At 72.4% G+C, this 18,626-nt stretch carries 15 protein-coding genes and 1 pseudogene; 13 read left to right on the top strand and 3 right to left on the bottom strand.

The features are described from left to right. Positions 1–89 precede the first annotated feature (89 nt). Together ABZ898_RS29410 and ABZ898_RS29415 are read right to left on the bottom strand one after the other, a co-directional pair. The gene (locus ABZ898_RS29410) at positions 90–1,001 is read right to left on the bottom strand and encodes a carbohydrate kinase (protein WP_361665390.1); all 912 of its coding nucleotides are present in this window, start codon (positions 999–1,001) and stop codon (positions 90–92) included. After that, positions 998–2,122 carry a LacI family DNA-binding transcriptional regulator gene (locus ABZ898_RS29415; RefSeq protein WP_361665392.1) on the bottom strand — a complete coding sequence of 375 codons (1,125 nt, stop codon included), beginning with the start codon at positions 2,120–2,122 and terminating at the stop codon, positions 998–1,000. The genes ABZ898_RS29410 and ABZ898_RS29415 overlap by 4 nt, the downstream gene beginning before the upstream one ends. Before the next feature lie 265 nt (positions 2,123–2,387). Here ABZ898_RS29415 and ABZ898_RS29420 point away from each other — a divergent pair, with 265 nt between their 5' ends. Then, positions 2,388–2,810 (top strand): Rieske (2Fe-2S) protein, encoded by a 423-nt coding sequence (locus ABZ898_RS29420; RefSeq protein ID WP_361665394.1) that lies wholly within the window; start codon positions 2,388–2,390, stop codon positions 2,808–2,810. Between the two features lie 45 nt (positions 2,811–2,855). Here ABZ898_RS29420 and ABZ898_RS29425 read toward each other — a convergent pair whose 3' ends face one another. Beyond that, on the bottom strand, positions 2,856–3,803 hold the full coding sequence (locus ABZ898_RS29425; protein ID WP_361665396.1) for a hypothetical protein: 948 nt from the start codon (positions 3,801–3,803) through the stop codon (positions 2,856–2,858). Positions 3,804–4,129: 326 nt separating this feature from the next. On the opposite strand from ABZ898_RS29425, the gene uvrC reads away from it, so the two are divergent. From uvrC to ABZ898_RS29485, 12 genes and pseudogenes are all read left to right on the top strand, one after another. Then, the gene (gene uvrC, locus ABZ898_RS29430; RefSeq protein ID WP_361665398.1) at positions 4,130–6,235 is read left to right on the top strand and encodes an excinuclease ABC subunit UvrC; all 2,106 of its coding nucleotides are present in this window, start codon (positions 4,130–4,132) and stop codon (positions 6,233–6,235) included. Continuing rightward, entirely contained in the window at positions 6,232–7,233 is a 1,002-nt protein-coding gene (gene rapZ / locus ABZ898_RS29435; RefSeq protein ID WP_361665400.1) for an RNase adapter RapZ, read from the top strand. The genes uvrC and rapZ overlap by 4 nt, the downstream gene beginning before the upstream one ends. Next, positions 7,230–8,324: a uridine diphosphate-N-acetylglucosamine-binding protein YvcK gene (gene yvcK / locus ABZ898_RS29440; RefSeq protein WP_361665402.1), complete on the top strand. Its 1,095-nt coding sequence runs from the start codon at positions 7,230–7,232 to the stop codon at positions 8,322–8,324. The genes rapZ and yvcK overlap by 4 nt, the downstream gene beginning before the upstream one ends. Continuing rightward, positions 8,315–9,304, top strand: coding sequence for a DNA-binding protein WhiA (gene whiA, locus ABZ898_RS29445; RefSeq protein WP_161145681.1), 990 nt, complete (start codon positions 8,315–8,317; stop codon positions 9,302–9,304). Before yvcK ends, whiA begins: the two co-directional genes overlap by 10 nt. 165 nt (positions 9,305–9,469) lie before the next feature. Next, entirely contained in the window at positions 9,470–12,433 is a 2,964-nt protein-coding gene (locus ABZ898_RS29450) for a M14 family zinc carboxypeptidase (RefSeq protein WP_361665404.1), read from the top strand. A gap of 297 nt (positions 12,434–12,730) precedes the next feature. Next, positions 12,731–13,741, top strand: coding sequence for a type I glyceraldehyde-3-phosphate dehydrogenase (gene gap / locus ABZ898_RS29455; RefSeq protein ID WP_361665406.1), 1,011 nt, complete (start codon positions 12,731–12,733; stop codon positions 13,739–13,741). A 144-nt stretch (positions 13,742–13,885) separates the two neighbouring features. Continuing rightward, a complete protein-coding gene (locus tag ABZ898_RS29460; protein WP_361665408.1) occupies positions 13,886–15,097 on the top strand; it encodes a phosphoglycerate kinase in 1,212 nt (403 codons plus the stop codon). Positions 15,098–15,103: 6 nt separating this feature from the next. Next, positions 15,104–15,880, top strand: a complete 777-nt coding sequence (tpiA, locus tag ABZ898_RS29465) for a triose-phosphate isomerase (protein WP_361665410.1) — start codon at positions 15,104–15,106, stop codon at positions 15,878–15,880. A gap of 122 nt (positions 15,881–16,002) precedes the next feature. Further along, positions 16,003–16,239, top strand: a complete 237-nt coding sequence (gene secG, locus ABZ898_RS29470; RefSeq protein WP_030809737.1) for a preprotein translocase subunit SecG — start codon at positions 16,003–16,005, stop codon at positions 16,237–16,239. 246 nt (positions 16,240–16,485) lie between these two features. After that, the gene (locus tag ABZ898_RS29475; RefSeq protein WP_003957010.1) at positions 16,486–16,821 is read left to right on the top strand and encodes an RNA polymerase-binding protein RbpA; all 336 of its coding nucleotides are present in this window, start codon (positions 16,486–16,488) and stop codon (positions 16,819–16,821) included. A gap of 125 nt (positions 16,822–16,946) precedes the next feature. Beyond that, positions 16,947–18,221: an MFS transporter gene (locus tag ABZ898_RS29480; protein WP_361665413.1), complete on the top strand. Its 1,275-nt coding sequence runs from the start codon at positions 16,947–16,949 to the stop codon at positions 18,219–18,221. A gap of 73 nt (positions 18,222–18,294) precedes the next feature. After that, positions 18,295–18,626: pseudogene (locus ABZ898_RS29485) on the top strand (glucose-6-phosphate isomerase); the annotation flags it as partial.

The following is an 18,626-nucleotide window of genomic DNA, read 5'->3' on the forward strand; positions in this document are numbered from 1 at the left end:
GCCCCGTTGCCCGCCCCGTCCGCGTCGGCGTGGGCGTCGCCGCGCGCGCCCGCCCACCCCCCGGCCCCGCCGCTCGCCGTTTCAGCCGGTCACAGCCCGCCCAGCTCGGCCGCGTACGGGGGCTCGGCGCCCGCCCGTGAGCAGGTGATCGCCGCCGCCCGTGCGGCGAACCCGAGCAGACGCCGCCAGGCGTCCGGACCGAGCGCGGCGAGCCCCCGCGCGGAGAGCGCGTCCAGGGTGGACAGCCCGTGCAGCAGGGCCGCGTTCACCGTGTCCCCGGCGCCGATGGTGTCCACGACGTCGACCTTCTCGCCGGGCACCCGGTGCTCCGAGCCGTCGGCGGTGAAGACCGTGAGACCGTCGCCGCCCCGCGTGATCACCACGGCCGAGGGGCCCGCGGCGAGCCACTCGCGCGGGGTGCCGCCCAGCCACTCGGCGTCCTCCTCGGACAGCTTCAGCAGCGTCACCGAGGGCAGCCAGCCGCGGAAACGCTCGCGGTAGGCGTCCGCGTCCGGGATCAGCCCCGCCCGGATGTTGGGGTCGAGCGCGGTGAACAGGCCCTGTCCGGCGGCCGACCGCATCAGCTCCTCGTAGGCGCTCGCCCCCGGCTCCAGCACGAGCGAGCAGGTGCCGAAGGATACGGCGCGAGTGCCGTCGGGCAGGGCCGCCGGTGCGGTGTACAGACGGTCGGCGGTGCCCTCGACGTAGAAGGAGTAGGCCGCCGAGCCGCCGGGGTCGATGGTGGCCACCGCGAGCGTGGTCGGCTCGGGGCCGCGCTGCACCGCGGACACGTCCACGCCCGCCCGCCGCAGTCCGTCGAGCAGGGCCTCGCCGAAGGCGTCGTGCGAGGCACGCGAGGCGAACGCGGTCGGCGAATCGAGCCGGCCGAGGGCCACGGCGGTGTTGAAGGGGCCGCCGCCGAGGGCCGGCCGGAGTGCGGCCAGAGCGCCACGGCCCTGCGGTACCAGGTCGATCAGTGCCTCACCGGCGACGACGATCACGGGGTGGTTCCCTTCTCGGACTGCGAGGTCGGTTCCGTCCTGCTCCCGGCGTCCGCCGGGGCAGACGCTGGGGCGCCGCCGTCCGGACCGTTCTCCGGGCAGCCGCAGGAGGCGCGGTGGACGAAGATGCAGGGCAGCCGCACGGTCCCGGCCGCCCGGCCCGGCTCCGCGAGGCGCTCCAGCAGCACCCGGACGGCCTGGGCGCCCATCTCCCGGCTGGGCTGGGCGATCGCGGTGAGCCGGGGTGCGAAGAGATCGGCCCAGGCGAAGTCGTCGAAGCAGCACAGGGCGATGTCGCCGGGCACCCTCAGACCGCGCTCCCGCAGGGCCCGCAGGGCGCCGATGGTCATCGCGTTATTGGCCGTGATCAGCGCCGTGGGCGCGTCGGGCAGGGCAAGCAGCGCGGCCGTGGCCCGCTCGGCACCGGTGGACTCGGAGCTGCCGGACACCACGAGTTCCGCGTCGTGGGCCAGACCCGAGGCTGCGAGCCCCTGCTCGTAGCCCGCGATCCGCTCACTGGTGGTGCTCAGCCCCGGCAGCCCGGCGACCAGGCCGATCCGCCGGTGTCCCAGCGCGGCGAGGTGGGTGACCAGTTCGGCCATGGGGCCGGAGTTCTCGGCGCAGACCTGGTCGAAGGGCCCCTGGCCGAGCAGGTCGCCCCCGGGGCCGGTGGGGCCGAGCGCCCGGTCCAGCAGCACCGTCGGCACGGACTGGCGGCGCAGGTAGGCCACGAGGTCGCCCGGCTCGGCCGAGGGAGCGACGATCATGCCGTCCACCCGCCGCTCGTGCAGCAGTTGGACGACCTTCAGCTCGTGCCCGGGGTCGTCGTGCGGGTCGGCGATGAGCAGGCTGTAGCCGGCGTCCAGCGCCGCGGCCTCCACGCCTTGGAGGATCTCCGTGAAGTACGGGTTGCTGATCGCCGATACCGCGAGCCCGATGGAACGGGTCCGTGAGGTCACCAGGGACCGGGCGAGGGAGTTGGGCGTGTAGCCGAGGGCCTCGACGGCCTCCAGTACGGCCTGCCGGGTGTGGGGGAGCACCGGGCGCGTGCCGTTGAGCACGTGGGAGACGGTCGCCACGGAGACACCGGCGCTCCGGGCCACGTCGGCCATGGTGGGCATCGCGCTTCCCTCCGAGGTGTGAAGTTGACCAGCCCGTCCGTTCGCGGCGGGGGAGCAGGGCCCGGGGTGTTCGCCCCGGGGTCCTCCGGGCGGGAAAGTATCCCATCCACCACCCTCGCGTAAACGCTTGCGCAAGCGCTTGCGGAGTTACGGCCGCCCGGAGGGCCCCGCTGCACGGGCGCCCGCTGCGCCCGCCCCGCCCCGAAACCGCCCCCTCCGCCCGGATAGGGTCGCCCTGCACACCCCCTGACCTGTGGAGACACCGATGCCCGCCCGATCGTCCGCGAGCCGCCGTACCGTCCTTCGAGGAGCCGCGGTGGCGCCGGTCGCCGGACTCGGTCTGGCCGCCTGCTCGGCGCCCCGGGACCAGGCCGCGTCGGCGGTCACGTCCTCCGTCGACCTGGGCGCCGAGGGCGAGGTGGCCAAGGGCGCGGCGAAGCTCTATCGCGAGCACAACGTGGTGGTCGCCCGGGACGCCGCGGGCGGCCTGAAGGCGTACAGCCTGGTCTGCACGCACGCGGGCTGCGTGATCAACAAGCTGCGGGGCACGACCCTGGTCTGCCCCTGCCACGGCAGCGAGTTCGACGCCGTCACCGGCGAGGTCGTCCAGGCCCCGGCGACCGAGGCGCTGGCCGAGCTGCCGGTGAAGGTGTCCGACGGCCGGATCGTCGCGGGCCCGGCCGCCTGACGGGACCGGGCACCGGTCAGGGCCGCACGTGCGCCGGGGCGGCGCTCACTCCCACTCCCAGGCGATACCGACCGTCCCCGGCCGGACCCTCGGCTCGACCACGTGCACGCTGCGGTGCGGCTCGCCGACCGCCAGCTCCTGCCGTCCCGCGCGGGGTGCCGCGGGGGAGAACTGCGTGAAACGGTGGCAGCGGACCGGCAGCGCGGACGCGTCGAAGCGCACCTGGAGCGCGTACTGGCCGCCGGGAGAGCCGAAGCGGTGGACGTACTCGTGCGAGGCACCCGCGGTGCCGTCGGTGATGCCGTACCGGAAGAGGAAGGTGTCGCCGGGGCGCAGCCGGGTGCCGAACAGCAGCTCGGTCACCAGGACGCCGGTGTCCCGGTCCAGCCGGACGCGGCCGGTACGGCAGTTCTCCAGCGCCCGGACGGCCATCGCCTCCGGACGGCAGCCGGGATCGCCGTGGTGCACGGCGACGAAGCGGTCCACGCCCTCGCGGTGGGCCCGCACGATGTGCTCGGACTCGCGGCTCTCCAGCTCGCGCCGCCCCCCGATGCGGACCCGCTCGCTGTGGCCGAGGGTGTGCATGCCGCCGTCCGCGGACCAGTCCAGCTCCGCCCGGAGCCGGTCCAGGGTGTCGGACGCCTCGATCAGCGAGCGGTAGGAGCGCGGCGCCGGACGGTCCGCGCCGGCCTGCCCGGGGGCCTCGGCCAGCAGCCTGATCAGGGACTCCTCCGGCAGCCGGAGAATCTCCTCCAGCGCGCGCACGGCACGCAGCGACTCCGGGCGCTGGGGGCGGCGGGCGCCCTGCTGCCAGTAGCTGAGGCTGGTCACACCGACCTTCACCCCGTGGCGCGAGAGGTGGTGCTGCACCCGCTGGAGCGGCAGCCCGCGGGCGGCTATCGCGGCACGCAGCGCCACATGGAAGGGGCCGCCCCGCAGGGCCGTCTCCAGCTCGGCGGCGGTGAGGTCCGGGTGCTCTGTGACATGCGGCATGCACAGAAGCCTTTCTGTGAGGTGTCACCGCGGCTGGTCAGACCGCGGTGCGGGGTTGTGTGCCACCCCGTGGGGCCCCCGGGGGCGCGCTCGCGGACGGATGCGCCGTTCGCGCGCTCCGGGTGCGCGGCCCCGAGTTCCCCCGCATTGAAGCGTGTTGACCAGACCCCGACAACACCCAGTGCGGTGTCGTGGCCGGGATGATGACGCCCCAGGACCCGCCCGCGGGGGTCGTCCACAGGTCCGCCGGCGGGCTTCCCGGCACCTCCGCCACCGTTGTCCACAGGCACGGCGCGGTGTCGGCGCTCGCCAGTAGGGTGTGAGTCATGGCCGACCCCTCCAGCTACCGCCCCAGGCCGGGCGAGATCCCGGACTCCCCGGGGGTGTACAGGTTCCGAGACGAGCACCGCCGGGTGATCTACGTCGGAAAGGCGAAGAGCCTGCGCCAGCGCCTGGCGAACTACTTCCAGGACCTGGCGAACCTGCACCCGCGGACCCGTTCCATGGTCACCACCGCCGCGTCCGTGGAGTGGACCGTGGTGTCCACGGAGGTCGAGGCTTTGCAGCTGGAGTACTCCTGGATCAAGGAGTACGACCCCCGGTTCAACGTCAAGTACCGCGACGACAAGAGCTACCCCTACCTCGCGGTGACGATGAACGAGGAGTTCCCGCGCGTGCAGGTGATGCGCGGTCACAAGAGGAAGGGCGTGCGGTACTTCGGCCCCTACGCCCACGCGTGGGCGATCCGGGACACCGTCGACCTGCTGCTGCGCGTCTTCCCCGTGCGCACCTGCTCGGCCGGCGTCTTCAAGAACGCCGAGCGCACCGGCCGCCCCTGCCTGCTCGGGTACATCGGCAAGTGCTCCGCGCCCTGCGTCGGCCGGATCTCGCCGGAGGACCACTACGAGCTGGCCGAGGAGTTCTGCGACTTCATGGCCGGCCGCACCGGCACCTATCTCCGCCGCCTGGAGAAGCAGATGGCCGAGGCGTCCGACGAGATGGAGTACGAACGGGCCGCCCGCCTGCGCGACGACGTCGGCGCCCTGAAGAAGGCCATGGAGAAGAACGCGGTCGTGCTCGCCGACGCGACCGACGCCGACCTCATCGCCGTCGCCGAGGACGAACTGGAGGCCGCCGTCCAGATCTTCCACGTGCGCGGCGGCCGGGTGCGCGGCCAGCGCGGCTGGGTCACCGACAAGGTCGAGGAGATCACCACCGGCGCCCTGGTCGAGCACGCCCTCCAGCAGCTCTACGGCGAGGAGACCGGGGACGCCGTCCCCAAGGAGGTGCTGGTCCCGGCGCTGCCGGACCCGGTGGAGCCGGTCCAGGAGTGGCTGACCGGCAGGCGCGGGGCGAACGTCTCGCTGCGCATCCCCCAGCGCGGCGACAAGAAGGCGCTGATGGAGACCGTCCAGCGCAACGCCCAGCAGGCCCTCGTCCTGCACAAGACCAAGCGCGCCTCCGACCTCACCACCCGCTCGCGCGCGCTGGAGGAGATCGCCGAGGCCCTCGATCTCGACAGCGCCCCCCTGCGCATCGAGTGCTACGACATCTCGCACCTCCAGGGCGACGACGTGGTGGCCTCCATGGTCGTCTTCGAGGACGGCCTCCAGCGCAAGAACGAGTACCGCCGCTTCCAGATCAAGGGCTTCGCCGGCCAGGACGACGTCCGCTCCATGCACGAGGTGATCACCCGGCGCTTCCGCCGCTATCTGGCGGAGAAGGAGCGCTCCGGCGAGTGGGCGGGCGCCGAGGACACCGAGGTGAACGGCACGCCCCAGCCGGTCGACGGCGTTCCGGCCCCGGGCGAGGACGACGGTCTGACCGCGCTCAAGGACGACGACGGCCGTCCCCGGAAGTTCGCCTACCCGCCCCAGCTCGTCGTGGTCGACGGCGGACGCCCGCAGGTCGCCGCCGCCCGGCGGGCGCTGGACGAGCTGGGCATCGACGACATCGCCGTGTGCGGCCTCGCCAAGCGCCTCGAAGAGGTCTGGGTGCCCGGCGAGGAGGACCCCGTCGTGCTGCCCCGCAGCAGCGAGGGCCTCTACCTCCTCCAGCGCGTGCGCGACGAGGCCCACCGCTTCGCCATCACCTACCAGCGCGCCAAACGGGCCAAGCGGCTGCGCAGCGGCCCTCTCGACGAGGTGCCCGGCCTCGGCGAGACCCGCAAGCAGGCCCTGATCAAGCACTTCGGCTCGGTCAAGCGCCTGCGGGCCGCGACACTCGAACAGATCCAGGAAGTACCCGGCATAGGCCGGAAGACGGCCGAGACCATCGCCGTGGCTCTCGCCCGTTCGGCCCCGGCCGCGCCCGCCGTGAACACGGCGACCGGAGAGATCATTGAGGAAGAGGAACCCGACACGACGGGCGGTTCCTCCGGAGAGTCCGTGAGCGCGGGCCTCCCGGACGACCGACGGGGGCAGGAGACATGACCGAGCACCAGGCACGGCCCACGGCCCAGCCGGCGGGCACCCACGCGGCGGCGGACGACAGCCGCCCACGGGCAGCGGAACAGGACAACGGAGCACAGGTGAGTACGGACGTCACGCCGGCAGCGGCCAACGATGCGCCCATCCCCGAACTGGTCATCATCTCCGGCATGTCCGGAGCAGGGCGGTCGACGGCCGCGAAGTGCCTGGAGGACCTCGGCTGGTTCGTCGTCGACAACCTGCCGCCCGCGCTGATCCCCACCATGGTGGAGCTGGGCGCCCGCTCCCAGGGCAACGTGGCGCGGATCGCGGTCGTCGTGGACGTGCGCGGCCGCCGCTTCTTCGACAACCTCCGCGAGTCCCTCGCCGACCTCGACAGCAGGGGAGTCACCCGGCGGATCGTCTTCCTGGAGTCGTCCGACGACGCCCTGGTGCGCCGCTTCGAGTCGGTGCGCCGCCCGCACCCCCTCCAGGGCGACGGCCGCATCGTGGACGGCATCGCCGCCGAGCGGGAGCTGCTGCGCGAGCTGCGCGGCGACGCCGACCTGGTCATCGACACCTCCAGCCTCAACGTGCACGAGCTGCGCGCCAAGATGGACGCCCAGTTCGCCGGCGAGGAGGAGCCCGAGCTGCGGGCCACCGTGATGTCCTTCGGCTTCAAGTACGGCCTCCCGGTCGACGCCGACCTGGTCGCGGACATGCGGTTCCTGCCCAACCCGCACTGGGTCCCGGAGCTGCGCCCCTTCACCGGGGTCAACGAAGAGGTCGCCTCGTACGTCTTCAACCAGCCCGGCGCCAAGGAGTTCCTCGACCGGTACGCCGAGCTGCTCCGTCTGATCGCGGCCGGTTACCGCCGCGAGGGCAAGCGGTACGTGACCATCGCCATCGGCTGCACGGGCGGCAAGCACCGCTCGGTCGCCATGTCGGAGAAGCTCGCCGCGCGCCTCGCGGCGGAGGGCGTGGAGACGGTGGTCGTGCACCGGGACATGGGACGCGAATGACGGGACGTGCACGGCGGCTGCCCGGCCTGCGCCGGGTGGTCCCCGAGGGGCGGCTGAGCCGGGCCACCGACGGAGGCCGGGCGTCCCGCCCCGTCGAGGCCCGGGGCGCGCGGCCCCGCAGGCGCGGGGCCCAGCCCAAGGTGGTGGCCCTCGGCGGCGGCATGGGCCTGTCCGCCTCCCTCGCCGCGCTGCGCAGGATCACCGGTGACCTCACCGCCGTCGTCACGGTCGCCGACGACGGCGGCTCCAGCGGGCGCCTGCGCGACGAACTGGGCGTGCTGCCGCCCGGCGATCTCCGCAAGGCGCTGGCCGCGCTGTGCGGGGACGACGACTGGGGCCAGACGTGGGCCCGTGTCATCCAGCACCGTTTCCAGTCCCAGGGCGACCTGCACGACCACGCGGTCGGGAATGTGCTGATCGTCGCCCTGTGGGAGCAGCTCGGCGACCACGTACAGGCGCTGGACCTGGTCGGCAGGCTGCTGGGCGCGCACGGCCGGGTGCTGCCCATGTCGGCGGTGCCGCTGGAGCTGCAGGCCCTGGTCAGGGGACACGACCCGGAGCGGCCGGAGGACGTGGACACCGTCCGCGGGCAGGCGACCGTCGCGCTGACGCCGGGCGAGGTGCAGTCGGTGCACCTGGTGCCCTCCGACCCGCCCGCCGTGCCGGAGGCGGTCGAGGCGGTGCTGGACGCGGACTGGGTGGTGCTCGGTCCGGGCTCCTGGTTCTCCTCGGTCATCCCGCATCTGCTGGTCCCCGAACTGCTCGACGCGCTCACCGAGACCAAGGCGCGCCGGGTGCTGTCCCTGAACCTCGCTCCGCAGCCCGGCGAAACAGAGGGCTTCTCCCCGCAGCGTCATTTGGAGGTTTTGGGGCGACACGCCCCTAAACTCGCCCTGGACGTGGTGCTGGCCGACGAGGCGGCCGTGCCCGACCGCGATTCGCTCACCGAGGCCGCCAAGCGGCTGGGAGCCGCGGTCGAGCTGGCGCCGGTGGCCCGGACCGACGGAACTCCCCGGCACGATCCGGAGCTGCTGGCCGCCGCGTACGACCGTATTTTTCGGATGCATGGAAGGATCGGCCCATGGCGATGACGGCAGCGGTGAAGGACGAGATCTCCCGGCTCCCCGTCACCCGGACCTGCTGCAGAAAGGCGGAGGTCTCCGCCATTCTGCGGTTCGCCGGCGGCCTTCACCTGGTGAGCGGGCGCATCGTGATCGAGGCGGAGCTGGACACCGCGATGGCGGCCCGGCGCCTCAAGCGGGACATCCTGGAGATCTTCGGCCACAGCTCCGAGCTGATCGTGATGGCGCCCGGCGGGCTGCGGCGCGGTTCGCGCTACGTGGTGCGGGTCGTCGCGGGCGGCGACCAGCTGGCCCGGCAGACCGGGCTCGTGGACGGCCGGGGCCGCCCCATCCGGGGTCTGCCCCCGCAGGTGGTGTCCGGCGCGACCTGTGACGCCGAGGCGGCCTGGCGCGGAGCCTTCCTGGCGCACGGCTCGCTCACCGAGCCCGGCCGGTCCTCCTCGCTGGAGGTCACCTGCCCCGGCCCCGAGGCCGCGCTCGCGCTGGTCGGCGCCGCCCGCAGGCTGTCGATCGCCGCCAAGGCCCGCGAGGTGCGGGGCGTGGACCGGGTCGTCGTCCGCGACGGCGACGCCATCGGCGCCCTGCTCACCCGGCTCGGCGCGCACGAGTCGGTGCTCGCCTGGGAGGAGCGCCGCATGCGGCGCGAGGTCCGCGCGACCGCCAACCGGCTCGCCAACTTCGACGACGCCAACCTGCGCCGCTCGGCGCGGGCCGCGGTGGCCGCCGGGGCGCGGGTGCAGCGGGCGCTGGAGATCCTGGGCGAGGAGGTGCCCGAGCACCTCGCCGCCGCCGGGCGGCTGCGCATGGAGCACAAGCAGGCGTCCCTGGAGGAGCTGGGCGCGCTTGCCGACCCGCCGCTGACCAAGGACGCGGTCGCCGGACGCATCCGCCGGCTGCTGGCGATGGCCGACAAGCGCGCCTCGGACCTGGGCATCCCCAGCACCGAGGCCAACCTCTCGGAGGACCTGGCGGACAACCTCGTCGGCTGAGCCGCGGGAGCCGTAGAAGCAGGGCGCCGACGCCGGTGCCGCCGCCCGTTCGGGTGGTCGGCACCGGCGTTTCGCGTGTCTTTGGGGCGCTCTTGACTCGATCATGCAGTGACATGAGCCTGGCAACCTGTTCGCCACTGTGGCGGACCACCGCGAGGGGGGTTCATGAGACACGGAGCGAGACCCGGGGCCGCAGCGGTCCTCGCCGTCGGGGCGCTGCTCGCCGGAGCGGCCTGCCTCACGCCCGTCGCCCAGGCGCGGGAGTCCGCGCCCGCCGCGGGCGCCGACGAGATCAAGGTCTTCCGGGCCGAGGTGACCCGTGAGCAGGTGCCCCTGCTGCTCAGAGCGGGGCAGGACGCCCATGAGCTGGGGGAGCGGACGACCGCACGCGGCCGTACCTCCGTCGAGGTCCACCTCACCGACCGGCAGGCCCGGCGCCTGGGCGAGCAGGGCGTCCGCCTCACCGAGACCACCCTGCCTGCCGGCGCCGGAAGACGCGTCGCGGCCGCCGCCCAGGGCGTCTTCCGGCCGTACAGCGGCAGCGGCGGGCTCCGGGAGGAACTGCTGCGGACCGCGCGGGAGAACCCCGGCCTGGCCAAGATCGAGTCCATCGGCCGCACGGTGAACGGCCAGGACATCCTCGCGCTCAAGGTCACCAGGAACGCCCGCACCACGAAGGACGGTTCCCGGCCGGCCGTGCTCTACATGTCCAACCAGCACGCGCGCGAATGGATCACGCCGGAGATGACCCGGCGCCTGATGCACCGCTACCTGGACGGCTACCGCTCCGACCGGCGGATCAAGAAGCTCGTGGACACGACCGAGCTGTGGTTCGTGCTGTCCGCCAACCCCGACGGCTACGACTACACCTTCCGCGACTCCGGGACCCGGCTGTGGCGGAAGAACCTGCGCGACCTCAACGGCGACGGCGTCATCGGCGCCGGGGACGGCGTCGACCTCAACCGCAACTTCGGCTACAAGTGGGGCTACGACGACGAGGGTTCGTCCCCCAACCCCGCGAGCGAGACCTACCGCGGCCCGAGCGCCGGCTCCGAACCCGAGACGCGGGCGCTGGACGCGCTGGAGAAGCGCGTCGGATTCGCGTACGGCATCAACTACCACTCCGCCGCCGAACTCCTGCTCTACGGCGTCGGCTGGCAGGTCGCCACCGACACCCCGGACGACGTCCTCTACAAGTCGCTGGCCGGTACCCCCGCCGACTCCGCGATCCCCGGTTACCGTCCCCAGGTCTCCTCGGAGCTCTACACCACCAACGGCGAGGCGGACGGACAGGCCGCCAACGTCAACGGCATGGCGATGTTCACCCCGGAGATGTCCACCTGCGAGACCGCCTCCGAGTCCGACCCGGACGACGCCTGGAACCCCGACGACTGCCGCTCGGTCTTCACCTTCCCGGACGACGAGACGCTGATCCAGCGGGAGTTCGAGAAGAACGTGCCGTTCGCGCTGTCCGTGGCGGAGACCGCCGCCCACCCCGACCGGCCCGTCTCCTCCGTCGGCCTGGACGCGCCCGACTTCACTCCGGCCGCCTTCACCACCTCCTACGCGCGGGGTGACGGACAGCAGGTCGCCGTCGTCGCCCGCAAGGCGGTCCGGGACAAGCGGCTGGTCTACCGCGTCAACGGGGGCCGCGCCCACGAGCGCGCCCTGCGCCCCTGGAAGGGCGGCGAGACCTACGGGGGCGACGACAACCTCCACTTCGACCAGTACCGTGCCGAGGTGCCCGGCCGGAGGCCCGGTGACCGGGTCGAGGTGTGGTCCACCGGCACCGGCCGCGACGGACGCCGGACGTCCGGGCCGCACTTCACCTACACCGTGGCCGACCGGGCCGCCGCCGACACCCTCGTCGTCGCGGAGGAGGGCGCGCCCGCGAGCCGGACCCGCGCCTACACCGACGCGCTCAAGGCCGCCGGACGCACGCCCCTGGTGTGGGACACCGCCCGGCGCGGCGCCCCCGACGCCCTCGGCGTGCTCGGCCACTTCCGCACCGTCGTCCACTACTCCGGCCCCGACGGCCCCGGCAACGCCACCCAGCTCCAGCTCCGCGCGTACCTCAACGAGGGCGGCAGGCTGATCGAGTCCGGCGAGCAGGCCGGAGGCGACGTGGACCTCGGCGAAGGCAACCTCTCCGACGACTTCAGCCAGTACTACCTGGGCGCCTACAGCCGGACCTCCACCAAGGGCGTCACCGGCATCACCGGCACCGGCGCGCTGAAGGGCGTCGACGCCGGGCTCGGGGACGCGCCGGGCGACCCGCTCGACGCGGCCGGCGCCTACGGGGTCACCTCGGACGAGCTGCCCGCCGACCGGTACCCGCGGTTCCGCAGCGCGGGCGCGGGCCGCTTCGCCGGTGCCGTCAATCCGTACGGGCCGTACGCGGGCTCGTACATGGCCGCCGCCGTGCACACCGACGACGCCTACAAGCGGCTCACCCGCACCGTCGACCTCACCGGCGTCACCGCCGCCGACCGGCCCGCGTTCGGCACCCGGCTGCTGTGGGACACCGAGCGCGGCTACGACCACGCGGTGGTGGAGGTGCACACCGTGGGCGCCGACGACTGGACGACGCTGCCGGAGGCGGGCGGTGCGACCTCCGACGCCGTGCCCGCCGAGTGCGAGGCCGGGTTCCTCGTCGAGGAGCACCCCTGGCTCCGGCACTACCTGACGCTCTCGGGCAACGCCTGCACCGCCACCGGCAGCACCGGTCGGTGGCACAGCCTCACCGGACGGTCCTCGGGCTGGCAGCGGGTGGAGTTCGACCTGAGCGCCTACGCGGGCAAGCAGGTCGAGCTGTCCGTCTCCTACATCACCGACCCCGGCACCGGCGGCCACGGCGTGCTCGCCGACGACGCCTCGCTCGTCATCGGCGGCAACGCGAAGGAGACGGAAGGGTTCGAGTCCTCCCTCGGTCCGTGGCGCGTCACCGGGCCCCCGGCCGGGAGCCCCGCGGTCACGAAGGACTGGACCCGCTCCGGCGCCCTCTTCGAGACCTACGGAGCGGTCACGACGAGGGACACGGTGCTGCTCGGATTCGGCCTGGACCAGGTCCCGTCGGCGGCCGGACGGACCGCTCTCGTCCGCAAGGCGCTGACCGCACTCGACAGGTGAGCGAGACCCCCTCTCAACGGTGCGCGGAAGGCCCCCGTATCAGGTGAGCCAACCCGCTCACGAACGAGTGAAAAGCGTGCCGGTGGTGCCCGTCATTCCATGACAAAGAGGGGTGAAAACACCGCCGTTCCGAGGCGTTCCGTACCCTACTGACGGGTACGGAACGCCTGCCCTTTTATGCGCCATCTCGATGTCACCCCACGGGCTGCGGAGGGGTAGGGTCGTGGGTGGTCGGGGACATCCCAAATACAGCTCGCCGGCACCGCATGGCCGGCGTACCAACGAGGAGATCGGTTCGTGACGATCCGCGTAGGCATCAACGGCTTCGGCCGCATCGGGCGTAACTACTTCCGCGCTCTGCTGGAGCAGGGTGCGGACATCGAGGTTGTGGCTGTCAACGACCTGGGTGACACCGCGACCACGGCGCACCTGCTCAAGTACGACACGATCCTGGGCCGCCTGAAGGCCGAGGTCACCCACACCGCCGACACCATCACGGTCGACGGCCACACCATCAAGGTGCTCTCCGAGCGCAACCCCGCCGACATCCCGTGGGGCGAGCTGGGCGTCGACATCGTCATCGAGTCGACCGGCATCTTCACCAAGCGCGACGACGCCGCCAAGCACCTGGCCGGCGGCGCCAAGAAGGTCCTCATCTCGGCTCCGGCCAAGGACGAGGACATCACCATCGTCATGGGCGTCAACCAGGACAAGTACGACCCGGCGAAGGACCACGTCATCTCCAACGCCTCGTGCACCACCAACTGTGTGGCGCCGATGGCGAAGGTGCTGGACGAGAACTTCGGCATCGTCAGCGGTCTGATGACCACGGTGCACGCGTACACCAACGACCAGCGCATCCTGGACTTCCCGCACAAGGACCTGCGCCGCGCCCGCGCCGCCGCCGAGAACATCATCCCGACCACCACGGGTGCCGCCAAGGCCACCGCGCTGGTCCTGCCGCAGCTCAAGGGCAAGCTCGACGGCATCGCGATGCGTGTCCCGGTCCCGACCGGCTCGGCCACCGACCTGGTCGTGGAGCTCCAGCGCGAGGTCACCAAGGACGAGGTCAACGCCGCGTTCAAGAAGGCCTCCGAGGACGGCTCCCTGAAGGGCTTCCTGTCCTACACCGAGGACGAGATCGTCTCCTCCGACATCGTCGGCGACCCGGCCTCCTGCACCTTCGACTCGTCCCTGACCATGGTCCAGGACGGCAACACGGTGAAGATCCTCGGCTGGTACGACAACGAGTGGGGCTACTCCAACCGCCTCGTGGACCTGACGACGTTCGTCGGCGAGCAGCTCTGATCCGCCGGATCGGACACAGCAGGACCCAGAAGTGAGAGCAGGGCCCGGGCAGCGCACGGCCGCGCTGTCCGGGCCCTGTCTCACGCACGGACCACGCCCTCTTACGATCAGGGGCACCACGAGCCCTCTCCAGGAGTCCACTCAATGAAGACGATCGACGAACTTCTCGCCGACGGCGTGAGCGGCAAGCGGGTCTTCGTCCGCGCCGACCTCAACGTGCCGCTGGCGGACGGGACCATCACCGACGACGGCCGCATCCGCGCCGTCGTGCCCACCATCAAGGCCCTCGCGGACGCGGGCGCCGAGGTGGTCGTCGCCTCGCACCTGGGCCGTCCCAAGGGCGCCCCGGCCCCGGCCTTCTCGCTGCTGCCCGTCGCCGAGCGGCTCGGTGAACTCCTCGGTGCCCCGGTCGCCTTCGCCGACGACACCGTGGGCCCCTCCGCCCACGCCGCGGTGGAGGGCCTGGAGCCCGGCCAGGTCGCGGTCATCGAGAACCTGCGCTTCAACCCCGGCGAGACCTCCAAGGACGACGCCGAGCGCGGCGAGTTCGCCGACCGGCTGGCCGCCCTCGCCGACGTGTACGTGGGCGACGGCTTCGGCGCGGTGCATCGCAAGCACGCCTCCGTCTACGACCTTCCGGCCCGGCTGCCGCACTACGCCGGTCACCTGATCGCGCGCGAGGTCGGCGTGCTGAAGAAGCTCACCGACGACGTCGAGCGCCCCTACGTGGTCGTGCTCGGCGGTGCCAAGGTCTCCGACAAGCTCGCCGTGATCGACGAGCTGCTCGGCAAGGCCGACCGCCTGCTCATCGGCGGCGGCATGGCCTACACGTTCCTCAAGGCCCAGGGCCACGAGGTCGGCATCTCCCTCCTCCAGAAGGACCAGATCCCGGCGGTCAAGGAGTACATGGAGCGCGCCGAGAAGAACGGCGTCGAGCTGGTCCTGCCCGTCGACGTCCTGGTCTCCCCGGAGTTCCCGGACCTGAAGACCAAGGCCCCCTCCCGCCACACCGTGGTCGACGCGGACAAGATCCCCGCCGACGAGGAGGGCCTGGACATCGGCCCGAAGACCCGCGAGCTGTACGCCTCGAAGCTCGCCGACGCCCGGACCGTGTTCTGGAACGGCCCGATGGGCGTCTTCGAGCACCCCGACTACGCCGAGGGCACCAAGGCGGTCGCCCAGGCCCTCGCCGACTCCGACGGCTTCAGCGTCGTCGGCGGCGGTGACTCCGCCGCCGCGGTGCGTACGCTCGGTTTCGACGAGAACGCATTCGGCCACATCTCGACCGGCGGCGGCGCCTCCCTCGAATACCTCGAGGGCAAGACGCTCCCCGGCCTCGCCGCACTGGAGGACTGACCCCGCATGACCACTCGCACGCCGATCATGGCGGGCAACTGGAAGATGAACCTCAACCACCTCGAGGCCATCGCGCACGTCCAGAAGCTCGCCTTCGCCCTGGCCGACAAGGACTACGAGGCCGTCGAGGTCGCAGTCCTGCCGCCCTTCACCGACCTGCGCTCCGTGCAGACGCTGGTCGACGGCGACAAGCTCAAGATCAAGTACGGTGCCCAGGACATCTCGGAGCACGACTCCGGCGCCTACACCGGCGAGATCTCCGGCCCGATGCTGGCCAAGCTGAAGTGCTCCTACGTGCTCGCCGGCCACTCCGAGCGCCGCCAGTACCACCACGAGACCGACGACGTGGTCAACGCCAAGGTCAAGGCGGCCTTCCAGAACGGCCTCACCCCGATCCTGTGCGTCGGCGAGGAGCTGGACGTCCGCGAGGCGGGCAACCACGTCGCCCACACCCTCGCCCAGGTCGAGGGCGGCCTCAAGGACGTCCCGGCCGACCAGGCCGAGACCGTCGTGATCGCCTACGAGCCCGTGTGGGCCATCGGCACCGGCAAGGTCTGCGGCTCCGAGGACGCGCAGGAGGTCTGCGGCGCGATCCGGGGCAAGCTCGCCGAGCTGTACTCCCAGGACGTCGCCGACAAGATCCGCATCCAGTACGGCGGTTCCGTGAAGTCCGGCAACGTCGCCGAGATCATGGCCAAGCCGGACATCGACGGCGCCCTGGTGGGCGGCGCGTCGCTGGACACCGACGAGTTCGTCAAGATCGTGCGGTTCCGCGATCAGTGATGCGGGCCACGAGTAGGCGGTAGCGGCGATACGTCGTACTCTTGCGGGGGCATGGCCGTCGTGCCGTGCCCCCGTCGTCCAGCTCAATCCGTCCGTCCGAATCCGAGGAAGTTGGTCCAGCCGTGGTTTTGGGGTTCTCGATCGCCCTGATCGTCTTCAGCCTGCTGCTGATGCTCCTGGTGCTGATGCACAAGGGGAAGGGCGGCGGCCTCTCCGACATGTTCGGTGGTGGCATGCAGTCCTCCGTGGGCGGCTCCTCGGTGGCCGAGCGCAACCTCGACCGCATCACCGTCGTGATCGCCGTGCTCTGGTTCGCCTCCATCATCGTCCTCGGCCTGCTCATGAAGTCGAGCGGCTGACCGAGGCCGAGACCGGGCGCGCACGGCAGAAGCCGTGCCGCACGTCCCACAACTCCATAGATTCCACACGTAACGCCCCATGTTCGGTACGCGCTCACGAGCGCGGCCTATCATGGGGCTTGCGTCTGGGTGGGGGCCGTACCTCCTGTCACTGGACGTGCGTTGGGCCTTACGTAGACTGAGGCGCTCGCGGCGAAGCGATAGGCCGACCTGCTTCGCGGCACCATCACGCAGGGAGTTACGACCGTGGCAAGTGGCAACGCGATCCGGGGAAGCCGGGTCGGTGCGGGGCCGATGGGCGAGGCCGAGCGCGGCGAGTCCGCACCGCGTCTGCGCATCTCCTTCTGGTGCTCCAACGGGCACGAGACCCAGCCGAGCTTCGCCAGCGACGCGCAGGTCCCCGACACCTGGGACTGCCCGCGCTGCGGCTTCCCGGCCGGTCAGGACCGGGACAACCCGCCGGACCCGCCGCGCACCGAGCCCTACAAGACGCACCTCGCCTACGTGCGCGAGCGGCGCAGCGACGCGGACGGCGAGGCGATCCTCGCCGAGGCGCTCGCCAAACTGCGGGGCGAGATCTAGGAGTCGACACCGGCCGGGACCCGACAGGGTGCCCGGCCGGAGCTGTCCCGTCCTCGCGTCCGGCCCCCGTTGTCAGTGGTGCCCCCTACCGTGGGTGAGGTCATCGCGACTGAAGGGGGACGGACATGACGACGGCTCAGGTGGCACCGGCGGCCGACACCGCCCCTGCCTGGCGCGGGGGATTCGGACGGCTGTGGACGGCAGCCGTGCTCTCCCGCTTCGGCGACGCGCTGCGCACGGCCGCGCTGCCCCTGCTGGCCGTGCGGCTGACCGACGACCCGCTCGCCGTCGCCGCCGTCACCGCCTGCGGCTATGTCCCCTGGCTGCTGTTCGGGCTGCTGGGCGGCGCCGTGGCCGACCGCGTGGACCAGCGCCGCGCGATGTGGGCCGTGGACGTGGTCCGCGCGCTGCTCGTCGGCGCGTTCGCCCTCGCGGTGGCCCTCGGGCACGCCTCGGTCCCGCTGCTGATCGCGCTCGCCTTCTCCCTCACCACCCTCCAGACCCTGTTCGACAACGCCGCGACCGCGCTGCTGCCCGCCGTGGTCCCGCCGCGGTCGCTCGGCAGCGCCAACGCCCGCCTGATGACCGGTCAGCAGCTCGCCGGAGGACTGCTCGGCGGCCCGCTCGTGCCCCTGCTGCTGGCGGCCGGGGCGTTCCTGCCCTACGCGGCCGACGCCGTCACCTATGTGCTGGGGGCCGCCCTGGTGGCCTCCCTGCGCGTGCGGAAGACGTCCCGCGAACCCCGTCCGCCCGGCGCCACCCTGCGCGCCGACATCGGAGAGGGCCTGCGCGCCCTGTGGCGGGACCGGCCGCTGCGAGCCGTCTGCGGGGCCACCCTGCTGTGCAACATCGGTATGGGCGCCCTGATCGCCACGCTCGTCCTGCACGTCACCGGCTGGCTGCACGCGGGCAGCACGGGATACGCGGCCGCCATGACCGCCTACTCGGCCGGCAGCATCGCGGGCGGTTTCCTGGCCCAGCGCGCCGCCCGCCGCCTCGGCCGGGTCCGGGCCCTGCTGCTGGGCGGCACCGTGCAGACCGCGGCGCTGGTCCTGATCGGCTCGGTAAGGGAGTTGACCGCCCTGGTCGCGGGGCTGCTGCTGCTCGGCGCCATGGGCATGGTGTGGAACGTCAACCAGGTGACGCTGATGCAGCGGCGCGCGCCCGCCGCCATGACCGGCCGCATCTCGGCCGCCTTCCGCACCGCCTCGACGGCAGGCGCCCCGCTCGGTGCCCTGCTCGGCGGTGTCGCCGCCCGCTCCCTCGGCCTCAACGCGCCCGCCCTGCTCACGGCCGCGCTCTTCGCACTGGCGGTGATCTCACTGATACCGGCGCGCCCGGCGGACGTATCGGAGGACGAGAAGCGGGCCGGTGTCACCACCGGCCCCTGCCCAGGGTGATCAATTAGGTTGGTCCCGCAGGGGCACACGGGGCAGCACAGGCGACAGGCGCAGAGGAAGGCGGAAGCCGGAGATGAACGCAGAAGGCCGTACGGCACTGAACCGGACGCCCGAGTGGGCCGCGCTCAAGGAGCACCGCGAGGGATTCGGCGGGACGAGCCTGCGGGATCTGTTCGCCGCCGATCCGGAGCGCGGACAGAGGTACACGGTCAGGGTCGGGGACCTCTACATCGACTACAGCAAGCAGCTCGTGGACGACGAGGCGCTGCGACGCCTTCGTGAACTGGCCGTCGCCACCGATGTGTTCGGTCAGCGGGACGCGATGTTCCGTGGTGACCGGATCAACACGACCGAGGACCGGGCGGTGCTGCACACCGCGCTGCGCGCGCCCCGGGACGCGGTGGT

The organism is Streptomyces sp. NPDC046860, assembly GCF_040645115.1.
Taxonomy (GTDB): Bacteria; Actinomycetota; Actinomycetes; order Streptomycetales; family Streptomycetaceae; genus Streptomyces.

Bases quoted from the DNA above. Each gene is read 5' to 3' on its own strand.
- rapZ (WP_361665400.1), top strand. From the start codon at position 6,232: ATGACCGAGCACCAGGCACGGCCCACGGCCCAGCCGGCGGGCACCCAC.
- ABZ898_RS29415 (WP_361665392.1), bottom strand. From the start codon at position 2,122: ATGCCCACCATGGCCGACGTGGCCCGGAGCGCCGGTGTCTCCGTGGCG.
- whiA (WP_161145681.1), top strand. From the start codon at position 8,315: ATGGCGATGACGGCAGCGGTGAAGGACGAGATCTCCCGGCTCCCCGTC.
- ABZ898_RS29450 (WP_361665404.1), top strand. From the start codon at position 9,470: ATGAGACACGGAGCGAGACCCGGGGCCGCAGCGGTCCTCGCCGTCGGG.
- uvrC (WP_361665398.1), top strand. From the start codon at position 4,130: ATGGCCGACCCCTCCAGCTACCGCCCCAGGCCGGGCGAGATCCCGGAC.
- tpiA (WP_361665410.1), top strand. From the start codon at position 15,104: ATGACCACTCGCACGCCGATCATGGCGGGCAACTGGAAGATGAACCTC.
- ABZ898_RS29460 (WP_361665408.1), top strand. From the start codon at position 13,886: ATGAAGACGATCGACGAACTTCTCGCCGACGGCGTGAGCGGCAAGCGG.
- ABZ898_RS29425 (WP_361665396.1), bottom strand. From the start codon at position 3,803: ATGCCGCATGTCACAGAGCACCCGGACCTCACCGCCGCCGAGCTGGAG.
- yvcK (WP_361665402.1), top strand. From the start codon at position 7,230: ATGACGGGACGTGCACGGCGGCTGCCCGGCCTGCGCCGGGTGGTCCCC.
- ABZ898_RS29420 (WP_361665394.1), top strand. From the start codon at position 2,388: ATGCCCGCCCGATCGTCCGCGAGCCGCCGTACCGTCCTTCGAGGAGCC.
- ABZ898_RS29480 (WP_361665413.1), top strand. From the start codon at position 16,947: ATGACGACGGCTCAGGTGGCACCGGCGGCCGACACCGCCCCTGCCTGG.